Below are 10,582 nucleotides of genomic sequence, written 5' to 3' on the forward strand. Positions count from 1 at the left end.
CCTGGCCCCCGGGTTACCCCGAGGGCGGACGCCCGTCCTACGATCTGGCCACGGTGGCTCGGTGGCTCGAGGTGTTCCTGCAGCGGTTCTTCGGATTCGCGCAGTTCAAGCGCACGGCGATCCCCAACGGACCGAAGGTCTCTCCGGCGGGATCGCTCTCGCCACGCGGGGATTGGCGCGCCCCGTCGGACGGGAACGCCCGCGCGTGGCTGGAGGAGCTGCACGCGGCGGTCCCGCACGCCTTCGACCGCGGCTGATCCGCCTCGGCCGCGCGGCCGTCACCAGCCCATCGAGCCCGGGACGCCCTTGAAGGGGCCGGCGAGATCGGCCGTGACCCAGCCGCCGTAGAACCCGCCGGGCTGGGGCTGAACGGTCTCTCCGGCCAGGACCACTCGATCCATGGGGCCCGCGTACACGGCGACCCGGTCGGACAGCGTCTCGTATCCGGGCATGGGGTGCGGGTAGTTCCAGGCCGCGCGGGGGGCCAGCGCTCCCCCGCCGCCATGGACGTCGAAGTAGCGCGCACCGCCCTTGAACTCGCAGAAGGACGCCCCCTCACCCAGCGTGAGGGCATCGCCGAACGCGGCGATCGGCAGGTAGTAGACGGGCGGGTGGCTGGTCTCGAGAACGCGGACGACATCGTCGGTGTCCACGATGCGCCGCCCGCCGAAGTCGATCTGCACCCTCTTGTCGACGCGCTCCACACGCGGAGGGCGGGGGTAGTCCCACACGGACTCCTGGCCGGGGCGGACGGGTTCGGGAACGGGACGCGCCATGCGCATACGCTACGCCCGCTCGGAGGGGTCGGGGGTCGCCGTCGTGCACAGCGGATCGGGGCACCGCGCGCTTTTGGGTAGCCTGGTGCGGAAGGGGGCGGTGTGAACGAGCAGAAGACTTCGACCGCGGGTCGGCGCTACCGCGTGTACCAGGTCGGCGGCATCGTGCTCTCCGCGCTGTTCCTCGCCCTCGGCGTCACGGCCTTCGTGGCCGGCGGGGGTCCCGTCATCGCCGCCATCGCCATCACCGGAGGTCTCGCCGTGCTCATCGTCTCGATCGTGATGATGGTGCGCTCGTGAGCGCGTCCGGGGACGGCGGCAAGAAGAAGTATCCGCCCGGGACCATCGCCATCTGGGTCGCCGGAGCCGGCGTCGGTCTGTGGCTGCTGATCAGCGGGCTGATCGGCATCCTGTCCGGCGGCAGCTGAGTCCGTCCGACGTCCCCCGCCAGCATCACCCGCGGGAATCCGCCCGCGTGCGGAGCGTCCACGGCGGCGTGGCGCGGGAATGCGCTCGCCCGCGGCCCGTTGTCCTGAAGGTCACCGAATCTCTTCAGGAAGGCCACCATGACGCTCATCGGACGAAGCGACCTCGACATCCTCCCCCTCTCCCTCGGCGGGAACGTCTTCGGCTGGACGGCCGACCGCGACACCTCGTTCGCGGTCCTCGACGCCTTCCATGCCGGCGGGGGCGACTTCATCGACACGGCCGACGGGTACAGCGCGTGGGCGCCGGGCAACTCCGGGGGTGAGAGCGAGACGCTCATCGGTGAGTGGCTCGCGTCGCGGAAGCCCGAGAACGTGGTCGTCGCCACCAAGGTGAGCACGCACCCCGACTTCCGCGGCCTCTCCGCGCGGACCGTCCGCACCGCGGCCGAGGCCTCGCTGCGGCGCCTCGGCGTCGACCGCATCGACCTGTACTACGCGCACTTCGACGACGCCGAGACGCCTCTCGAAGAAACCGTGGCGGCCTTCGCCGACCTCGTGACCGACGGCCTCGTGCGCTACGTCGCGGTGTCGAACTACAGCGCAGCGCGCATTCGCGAGTGGATCTCGCTCGCCGAGGCCGCGGGGGCCGACCTGCCCGTCGCCGTGCAGACGCACTACAACCTCATGCACCGGACCGAGGTCGAGGCCGACCTCGTGCCCGTCGCGGAGCAGTACGGCATATCTCTCGTGCCGTACTACGCGCTGGTCAGCGGATTCCTCACGGGCAAGTACCGTACGACGGATGCCACCGGCGACTCCCCCCGCGCCGAGGGCGCCGCGAAGCTGGCCACCCCCGCCGGCCTCGCGCTCATCGACGCCCTCGAAGAGGTGGGCGACGCCCACGGCGCCTCGATCGCCGCGACGTCGCTCGCATGGCTGCGCGCGCAGCCGGCGGTGGCGGCGCCGATCGCCAGCGCGTCGAAGGTGGAGCAGGTCGCCGATCTGCTCGCGGGAGCACGCCTCGAGCTCAGCGGCGACGAGATCGCCCACCTGACGCGCGTCTCGGACGCCGCGCAGGCGTGACGCCCGGCCGGGCCCGGGGCGCACGCGGGTCCGGCCGAACCGGCGAGAATGGAGGGGTGAAGCTCCTCGTCGCCGCCCACGCGTCCGAACTCATCGCCTTCGAAGCCGACATCCCCGGCTTCGAGCGTCTGCTGACGGGAGTCGGCAAGATCCCCGCGGCCTCCGCCCTCACTCGGGCGCTGGCCACCGGCGACTACGAGGAGATCGTCGTCGTGGGCACGGCCGGAGCCATCGACGACGAGGTCGAGGGGGGCATCTACGACATCGCCGGCGCGATCCAGCACGACGTGAAGGATCTCGACGGAACCTTCGGTGCGCACGTGTCGCTTCCGACGCGGGTCGAGACCGGCCACGACGGCCTGATCATCGCCACCGGCGATCACTTCGTCGACGACGCCGATACTGTTCGGCTCATCCGGGGCCTCGGGGCTCGCCTGGTGGACATGGAGTCCTACGCCCTCATCTGGGTGGCCCAGCAGTTCGGCGTGCCGATCCGCATCCTGCGCGCCGTGTCCGATCGTGCGCAGGACGGCGCGACCGAGCTGTGGGACGACGTCGTGGAGAGGTGCAGCCACGAGCTGCGCGCGGAGTTCCGGTCCCGCTACGGCGTCTGAGGCGCGGCATCCGCTCGGACTCGGACCTCGCGCTCAGGGTGTCTGCGATCCGGAGCGCGCCCGCCCGGCGAGATCGGCGACACCCACGATGAGGGCGAGCCCCAGGAAGACGCCGACCGTGATCATCCCCGATGCGTATGCGTCGTGGAACAGGACGACCTGGTCGTCGACCGACCCCTGCTCGCGATAGACGGTCGCGTAGAACAGGGCGAGAGCGATCGCCGTGCCCACGGCCGTGCCGATGCGCTGCCCGAGCTGTCCGACCGAACCCGCGACCCCACCGCTGCGCACCGGGATGTCGGCCAGCGTGAGCGTCTGATTGGGCGAGATGACGAGCCCGCCCGCGAACCCGCCGAGGACCATGACCGCCGCCATCGCCCACGGCGTCCATTCGGGCGCGGTGAACAGGGCCACCAGCACGAGCCCACCGGCGGTGGCGACCATGCCGAGGATTCCCCACACCACCAGGGGGCGCCCCAGCCGCGTGACCAGATTGCCGCCGATCCACGAGCTCCACGCCGACGCCACGGCGAAGCCGATCGTCACCATCCCGGCGAACACCGGCTCGAGGCCGAGTCCGCCCTGCAGGTAGAGCGTGCCGAGCAGGAACATCGCGGGTACCGCCGAGAAGTAGGCGGTCGAGATCAGCACGCCGTTGCGGTACGACGAGAGCGAGAAGATCGTGAAGGGCATGAGCGGCATGCGGCCGCGCTCGGCGTAGCGCCGCTCCCAGAACACGAACGCGGCCGCGAAGACGACGCTCGCGACGAGCAGCCACCATCGGTTGGGGTTGTCGTCCGGGCTTCCGGTGGTGAACAGGAACGGCCACATCAACGCCAGGATCGTCAGCGCGAAGAGGATGACCCCCACCGGGTCGAGATCCAACCGACGGTGGGACTTCGTGCGGGTGTCGGGCAGCAGCCAGGCCGCGAGGGCGATGACGATCGCGACGAGCGGGATGTTGATCCAGAAGATCAAGCGCCATCCGTCGGTGTCGCCGCCCAGGGCGATGAGCAGCCCGCCGAGTGTCGGGCCGAAGGCGGTGGCGATCCCGATGGTCGCCCCGAACAGTCCGAACGCACGCCCTCGTTCCTTGCCCTGGAAGAGCTGTTGCACGAGACCGAGCACCTGGGGCATCTGGATGCCGGCCGCCACCCCCTGCAGTAACCGGGCCACGAGCAGCACGGTGGTGTTGGGGGCGAGCGCGCACACCAGGCTGGTGACGAGGAACAGCGACAGCCCCACGAGGAACAGCACCCGCCGTGAACGCAGGTCGCCGAGGCGTCCCGCCGGAACCAGCACCAGACCGAACGTGAGGATGTAACCCGAGACCACCAATTGCAGTTCGGTGGGACCGGCGTTCAGGGCGGCCTCGATCGAGGGCAGGGCGACATTGACCTTGGTCAGGTCGAGGATGGTCAGCGCGGCGACGGCGACGGCCACCCAGTACGCGCGCCAGCGGTGGCGGGGCGACAGATCGATGTCGCGCGTGACCGGATGGGCGGACTCCGTGGTGGCGTCGGAAGACTGTTCAGGCATCGCGAGGCACGCTACTCCGGGGCCCGGACACACGACGCGGGCTTGCGCTGCCACGCTCGGGCGCTACGCCCGCAGGGAGCCGGTGCGGCGGGCCGTGTCGAGGTCGCGCGTCCCGCCCTCGGGGCACCAGGCGCCCGGGGCGATCAGTCGACGTCGCGGCGGGCGAAGACGGCGCGCAGCACGAAGAACACGATCACGGCGATCACCGCGACCGCCAGAAGGCGGAACGCGAAGGCGATGAGCGAGAACAGGATGTTCACCAGGAACCACGCGATGATGACGGCGACGATGACGCCGAGGATGGTCCAGAGGGTGCTCTTGCGCATGCGTCCAGCCTAGATGCGCCGACGGGGCTCGGTACCGGCACGTCAGCTCCGGGGCGCGAGGGGCCCGCGAGCGCGGCGCGAGAGGCCCGCGCGACGCAGACGAGTCGCGGATCGCGCGGGGTCCCCGTCTCTTCGTCGGAGACGGAGGACGACTTCACCGCGCGAGCGAGGCGATGCCCTGGCGGATGGTGCTGGGGCCGCGCGGCGTCGCGGCGACGTGCAGTTGCGCCGGGAGCTGATCCTTCATCGCCGCCACGTGACTGATGACGCCGACGGTGCGCCCTCCCTGCCGCAGCTCGTCGAGAGTGCGCATCGCGAGGTCGAGGGTGTCGTCGTCGAGGGACCCGAACCCCTCGTCGATGAACAGGGTGTCGAGACGGATGCCGCCCGCCCGCGCGGTGACGACCTCGGCCAGGCCGAGCGCCAGGGCGAGGGAGGTGAGGAACGTCTCGCCGCCCGACAGCGACTGCGGCGGGCGGCACTGGCCGGTGTAGGCGTCCATGATCTCGAGACCCAGCCCGCTGGATGCGCCGCGCGCGGCGAGCGCGTCGGTGTGCTGGAGGCGATAGCGCCCGGACGACATCTGCTCGAGGCGGAGGTTCGCCGCGGCGACGATCTCTTCGAGCTCGGCGGCGAGGACGAACGTCTCGAGCGTCATGCGGCGGGTGTTGGGAGCTCGGCCCGACACGGTGTCGGCCAACCGTGCCACCACCGCATGCGCGTCGGCGAGGGCGGCCGTGGACGCGTGGGCGGCATCGGCGCGCTCGGCCAGCTGCCGGAGTCGACGCGCCGTCCCCTGCGCGTCGGCGTGCCGTGCCTCAGCATCGCGGACGGCGTCACGCGCGGTGGCCACCGCTGCGGCGAAGGGTGCGAGGTCGAGGGGTTCGTCGGGGGCGTCGACGAGGTGGAGCTCGAGATCGAGCAGCTGCTGCCGGGTCGCGGTGACCCGCGCGTCGTACGCGGCGACGGTCGTGTCGAGCTCGCGTCGACGGTCCGCCGGACGCAGAGCGGCGACGACGTCGTCGACGGCGTCGAACTCGCTGGCGTCGACGGCCGCGGTCAGCGCCTCGACGGCGGTCGAGAACACGCCCTGCGCAGCCGCGGCGGCCACGAGCGCCGTCCGGAGCTCGCGCACGGCGTCACGCCGGGCGCGCAGGTCGCGCTGGCGATCGATCACGGTGTCAAAGGTGCCGCGCGCCGCGTCGAGCGCGGCCTCCAGCCCCTGCAGGCGTTGGCGTGCGAGCGCGAGCTCCTGGCCCACGACCGTCCGTTCCTCGGCGACGGCTGCGAGTCGTCGGGCGATCCGGTTGCCGAGCTCGGCCGCGGCGGCGCGTTCGCCGCGCAGTCGCTCGTGTTCATCGATCTGCGTCAGAGCGTCGGCAACGGCCTCCTCCGCGGCGCGGAGCCGGTCGGTGAGCGTCTCGACGTCCGCGCCGCCGGCGCGGGCGGCCGCCAGGGCGTGAGCGTCGCGCGCGACGCGCGCCGCGTCGGACGCGAGGCGGTCTGCCTCGACCGCGGCGTTCTTGCGGTCTTCGGCGGCAGAGATCGCTTCGTCGGACACCGGCTCGTCGTCGCCGGACGCGGGACGCGGATGCGATGAGGAGCCGCAGACCGCGCACGGCTCTCCGTCGACGAGTCCGTGGGCCAGCTCGACCGCCGCCCCGGCCAGTCGCCGACGCAGCAACGTCGTCCACGCCTCGACCGAGCGCTGCAGTTCGTCGGAGCGGACGAGAGCGGCCAGGTCGGCCTGTTCGCGCCGTTCGCGCAGCCGGCCGGCCTCTGTCGCCGCCTCGAGGCGGAGGCGGAGCTCGTCTCGGCCGGCCACCGCCGCCTCGTGCCGACTGCCGGCGCCCGCGAGCTGCTCGAGACGTTCGTCCAGCTCGACCAGCAACGCGGGCAGGTCGTCGCGTCCCGACGCCAGCGAGGCGTGTTCCCGACCGAGCTCCTCGTCGCGCGCGGAAAGATGCCCCACCTCGTCGCGAAGGGCCCCGGCCTCCACCTCGGCGGCGAGCGCCGCTTCGCCGCGATCGAGCAGGGCGGTCAGTTCGTCGTCGCGGGCGGCCAGGACGCCGTCGTCTTCGCGGCGGTTCCGCACGGGATCGTCGTCGGCTCCCGCGTCACGGGCGTCCTGGCCCGCGGAGGTCCTCGACCTCGAGACGTCGGACCCGTCGTCGTCGACGCGCTGCCAGCCTTCGCGCGCGGTGATGCGCCGAAGGTCCGCTCGATCGCGGGCGAGGCGCGCCGTCTCGACGGCCTCGATCTCGCCGCGGAGGGCCTCGGCCCGCCGGGCTCGATCCGCCTGCAGGCGGAGTCCGTCGATGCGCGGGGCGTCTGCGTCGAGCCTGCCGAGAGCCTCGCGCACCCGGAGGCGATCCATCTGCTTCTCGCGCAGGGAGGCCGCCTCGCGCTCGGCCGTCAGCGCGTCGTCGAGCCGAGCGTCGCTCGCGATCCGCTCGCGGGACAGGGTGTCGACGCGATAATCGGCGCGCTCCACCGCCCGCACGATCCGCGAGAGCCGTTCCGCGACGCCGGGCGCGCCCGCCCCCGCGGCCTCATCCGCGCCCGCAGGCGTCCCGGCCCCGGCATCCGTCCCCGCACCGGCGTCCGCGTCACGGTCATTCTCATCCATGGACGGCGATGGTGCGGCCTCGATCTCGGCCGCCAGTCGTTCCGCCTCGTCCAACAGGGTCGCCACCTCCATCCCCTCGGCGGCGAGGCGTTCCTGCGCGCGCTTGCGTCGATCGTCGAGCTCGCTCGCGTACTGCTCGAACGGCTTCGTGCCGAAGAGTGTGCGCAACAGCGTCAATCGCTCGTCGTTCTTGGCGAGCAGGAACCGCGCGAAGCGGTTCTGTGCGAGCAGGATGACCTGGAGGAACTGCTGCTGCGTCAGTCCGAGCAGCTCGTCGAGACGAGCGGCGACGTCCACGGGTCGCGCCGCGACTCCGGTCCATCCCTCGGGGGCGTGGACCTCGAGCAGGGCGCGATGGGGCTCTTTGGTCGTGCCGCCGCCGCGACGCTTGGGGCGTTCGAACTCCGGTGAGCGTGTGACACGCCACCGCTCGCCCTCGGCGGTGAACTCCAGCGTCACCCGGGTGGGGTCGTCGGGTCCGCAGTGATCGCTGCGCAGGCGCCGTTCCGCGCCGTCATAGCGCGGCACGCCCCCGAACAACGCGTAGCAGACACCGTCGAGGACACTCGACTTGCCCGCCCCGGTGCGGCCGGTGATCAGGAAGATGCCGTCGTCGGCGAAGGCGTCGAAGTCGACGGTCTGCGGGTCGAGGAAGGGGCCGAAGCCCTCGAGCTCGAGACGGTGGAGCTTCATGCGTGCGCCTCGCTGACGCGGTGGGCGTCGAGCACCTCGCGCACGAGGGACCGTTCCGCGTCGGACGCACCCTCGCCCTCGCGCACGTGCGCGAGGAACGCGTCGATCACCTCCGCGTCGTCGCGGGCGGCGCGGACACGCCGCGCGTACCCCTCGGAATCATCCGCACGGGTTCCGGCGGGGAGGTGGGCCACGGTCGCGCACCACGGGAAGCGCTCCTGCAGTCTGCGCATGGGGTCGGTCTGCGGTGTGGCGTCGGTGTACTCCGCGCGCACCCAGTGCTCGCGGTGGCCGTCGAAGCGCTCGTCCGTGAGCAGGCTGTCGAGCGGACCGCGCACGGTGGCGAGTGGACGCGGGACGGGCAGCGGCATCCATTCCACCGTCCGCAGACCCGAGGCGTCGAGATCGACCAGCCAGGAGCCGCGGGGCTTGTCGCCTTCGCCGAAGCTGTAGTGCAGGGGCGCACCGGCGTAGCGGACCCGTTCGGACAGCTGCTGCCGCCCGTGGATGTGGCCGAGGGCGACGTAATCGGGCCCGTCGAAGGACGAGAGCGGGACGACGTCGAGCCCGCCCTGGCGGATCTCGCGCTCGACGCCGGGGGTCGCGTCGACCCCCGCGGCGAAGCAATGGGCTGCGACGACGGACCGGCCGCCGCGGGCGGCGAGGTCGGCTCGGACCAGATCGAGGGCATGCGTCATGGTCTGCGCCTGGGAGCGGACTTCGACGCCCGGCCAGAGGTGACGGACGATGGCCGGCTCGAGATACGGGATGCCGTAGACGTAGACGGGTCCGTGCTCGTCGTGCACGGTGACGGGGGTGCCGACCGAGGCGGGGTCGGTGACCACGGTGATCTCGGGTCGGAGCAGTCCGGACTGGAAGCCCAGCCGCGCCGCGGAATCGTGGTTACCGCTCGTGACGAGGACGCGAGCCCCCGCCTCGACCAGGGCCCCCAGGGTGCGCGAGAGCACGGGGTAGCACGCGGCCGAGGGCGCCGCCGAGTCGAATACGTCGCCCGCGACCACCACGAGGTCGACCCGGGACGCGCGCACCTGGTCGACGAGCGCGTCGAGCACGCGGGTCAGGGCGTCGAGCGTCGAATGCCCGTGGAAGGTGCGCCCGATGTGCCAGTCGGAGGTGTGCAGGATGCGCATGCAGACACGGTACGTCGCCCCTCCGACATCGACGCGCAGCAAACGCTCGGACTCGCTCGCCGCACGGCCGAACGCCCCGCCCGGCGGACCGGAGCGGGGCGTTCGGGTGTGCGCTCAGGCGCCGGCGATCTCGGCCGCGAGCGCGCGGATGCGGTCGTCGCCGAGTTCGAGACCGATCTCGGCGAAGCGCTGGCGCAGGACGTCGGCGATGCGCTCCTCGCTCTTGTCGCCGACGTCGGCGCGGGTCTGGACGACGACGCCCTGAATGCGCGCCTCGTCGTCGGTGGGGTGGGTGTCCATGCGCGGCTCCGACTGCTCGCCGGGGCGGCCGGCCTTGCGGTCGCGGTGGACCGCGCCGCCGACCGAGTCGGCAGCGTCGGCGCCGCCGTCGGGTCCGGTGCCGGGTTCGGGTGCGCGGGTGTCGTGCGCCATGTCAGTCCTCCGTGCTCAGGTCGGGATCGATGCCCTGGCTGGCGGCATCGCCTTCGATCGGGTCCGAGGGCGAGGCGTCGTTCAGCCGGGACGACCCTTTCGCGCTCTCGTTGCGTTCGGCCGTCTCACCGTCGGAGACGGATCCGCTTTCCCACCCGCCGGGCGGGTCGGCGTCGATGACGCCCTCGGGCAGATCGCGTTCGTCGTTCATGAGTCCCCTTTCGAGGTCTCCAGCTTGGTCGCCCCTCCCCCGGGCGGAGCAGGGGTTGACGCCCCGCACGCGGCACGCCTACGACGGCGCGAGTGTCCGCGTGGTCAGACCGCGGGGCGCCGGTGCAGCAGGCCGGCCCGCTCCGGGTGGGACTCGAACCATTCGCCCACGTACCAGCACACCGGGATGATCTCGCGCCCTCCGTCGGCCTCGATGGCATCCACGGCCCGTTCGGTGACGACTGCGGCATAGCCGTGACCGCGGAAGGTCGGGACGGTGAAGGCCCGGGTGAGGGCGATGGTCCGCCCGTCGTCGCGATAGTCGAGGACCGAGACCAGGTCGTCGCCCCGATGGAGGGTGAAACGGGATGCCGCTTTGTCGTCGGCGAAGTGCAGATCGGACATGCCGAGAGCGTACGCCGCCCTCACCCGCCCAGGGCCGATCGTGCAGAGTGCGCGTCCCACACCGGCGAGACGGCCCGCACCTGAGCAGAATGCGCGGTCCGCGCGTCGATACGACGGATTTGACGGAAGACGCCCACCTCGGTGATAATCACCCCCATGACTGTCACTACGCGTTCTCTGTCCGCCCGGGAGGCGAACGGGACTGCCGGCATGATGATGCCCGGCCGCGCGGTGATGTGTTGTCGAATGTGCCGCTAACCGCGACTCCTCGCCGGACGACCTCGAGCTTCTGAACG

At 72.0% G+C, this 10,582-nt stretch carries 12 protein-coding genes and 1 pseudogene; 5 read left to right on the plus strand and 8 right to left on the minus strand.

All coding sequences use genetic code 11. The features are described 5' to 3' along the window. Positions 1-257, plus strand: a pseudogene (gene nadE, locus QZ433_RS13345) (NAD(+) synthase); the annotation flags it as partial. 21 nt (positions 258-278) lie between these two features. Here nadE and QZ433_RS13350 read toward each other — a convergent pair. Next, positions 279-776 (minus strand): DUF427 domain-containing protein, encoded by a 498-nt coding sequence (locus QZ433_RS13350; RefSeq protein ID WP_295784381.1) that lies wholly within the window; start codon positions 774-776, stop codon positions 279-281. A 102-nt stretch (positions 777-878) separates the two neighbouring features. Between QZ433_RS13350 and QZ433_RS13355 the strand changes: the two genes are divergently transcribed. The 4 genes from QZ433_RS13355 to QZ433_RS13370 all read left to right on the plus strand — a co-directional run bounded on the left by QZ433_RS13355 (position 879) and on the right by QZ433_RS13370 (position 2,901). Then, positions 879-1,076, plus strand: coding sequence for a hypothetical protein (locus QZ433_RS13355; RefSeq protein ID WP_295784383.1), 198 nt, complete (start codon positions 879-881; stop codon positions 1,074-1,076). Beyond that, positions 1,073-1,204, plus strand: a complete 132-nt coding sequence (locus QZ433_RS13360) for a hypothetical protein (protein ID WP_295784385.1) — start codon at positions 1,073-1,075, stop codon at positions 1,202-1,204. The genes QZ433_RS13355 and QZ433_RS13360 overlap by 4 nt, the downstream gene beginning before the upstream one ends. A 138-nt stretch (positions 1,205-1,342) precedes the next feature. Further along, entirely contained in the window at positions 1,343-2,287 is a 945-nt protein-coding gene (locus QZ433_RS13365) for an aldo/keto reductase (protein ID WP_295784388.1), read from the plus strand. 56 nt (positions 2,288-2,343) lie between these two features. Continuing rightward, the gene (locus tag QZ433_RS13370) at positions 2,344-2,901 is read left to right on the plus strand and encodes a nucleoside phosphorylase (RefSeq protein WP_366761943.1); all 558 of its coding nucleotides are present in this window, start codon (positions 2,344-2,346) and stop codon (positions 2,899-2,901) included. Positions 2,902-2,934: 33 nt separating this feature from the next. Here QZ433_RS13370 and QZ433_RS13375 read toward each other — a convergent pair whose 3' ends face one another. The 7 genes from QZ433_RS13375 to QZ433_RS13405 form a co-directional block, all read right to left on the minus strand. Further along, complete coding sequence (locus QZ433_RS13375) at positions 2,935-4,440, minus strand: MFS transporter (RefSeq protein WP_295784392.1); 1,506 nt, start codon at positions 4,438-4,440, stop codon at positions 2,935-2,937. Positions 4,441-4,583: 143 nt separating this feature from the next. Then, positions 4,584-4,766, minus strand: a complete 183-nt coding sequence (locus tag QZ433_RS13380; protein ID WP_295784394.1) for a hypothetical protein — start codon at positions 4,764-4,766, stop codon at positions 4,584-4,586. Positions 4,767-4,920: 154 nt separating this feature from the next. Further along, complete coding sequence (locus QZ433_RS13385) at positions 4,921-8,088, minus strand: SMC family ATPase (RefSeq protein ID WP_295784395.1); 3,168 nt, start codon at positions 8,086-8,088, stop codon at positions 4,921-4,923. After that, positions 8,085-9,239: an exonuclease SbcCD subunit D gene (locus QZ433_RS13390; RefSeq protein WP_295784397.1), complete on the minus strand. Its 1,155-nt coding sequence runs from the start codon at positions 9,237-9,239 to the stop codon at positions 8,085-8,087. The genes QZ433_RS13385 and QZ433_RS13390 overlap by 4 nt, the downstream gene beginning before the upstream one ends. 114 nt (positions 9,240-9,353) lie before the next feature. After that, complete coding sequence (locus QZ433_RS13395; protein WP_295784399.1) at positions 9,354-9,671, minus strand: hypothetical protein; 318 nt, start codon at positions 9,669-9,671, stop codon at positions 9,354-9,356. 1 nt (position 9,672) lies between these two features. Continuing rightward, positions 9,673-9,882, minus strand: coding sequence for a hypothetical protein (locus tag QZ433_RS13400; RefSeq protein ID WP_108319628.1), 210 nt, complete (start codon positions 9,880-9,882; stop codon positions 9,673-9,675). A gap of 104 nt (positions 9,883-9,986) precedes the next feature. Next, positions 9,987-10,286: a GNAT family N-acetyltransferase gene (locus QZ433_RS13405; protein ID WP_295784402.1), complete on the minus strand. Its 300-nt coding sequence runs from the start codon at positions 10,284-10,286 to the stop codon at positions 9,987-9,989. Between the last annotated feature and the right edge of the window lie 296 nt (positions 10,287-10,582).

The organism is uncultured Microbacterium sp. (genome assembly GCF_913776565.1).
Classification (GTDB): Bacteria; Actinomycetota; Actinomycetes; order Actinomycetales; family Microbacteriaceae; genus Microbacterium.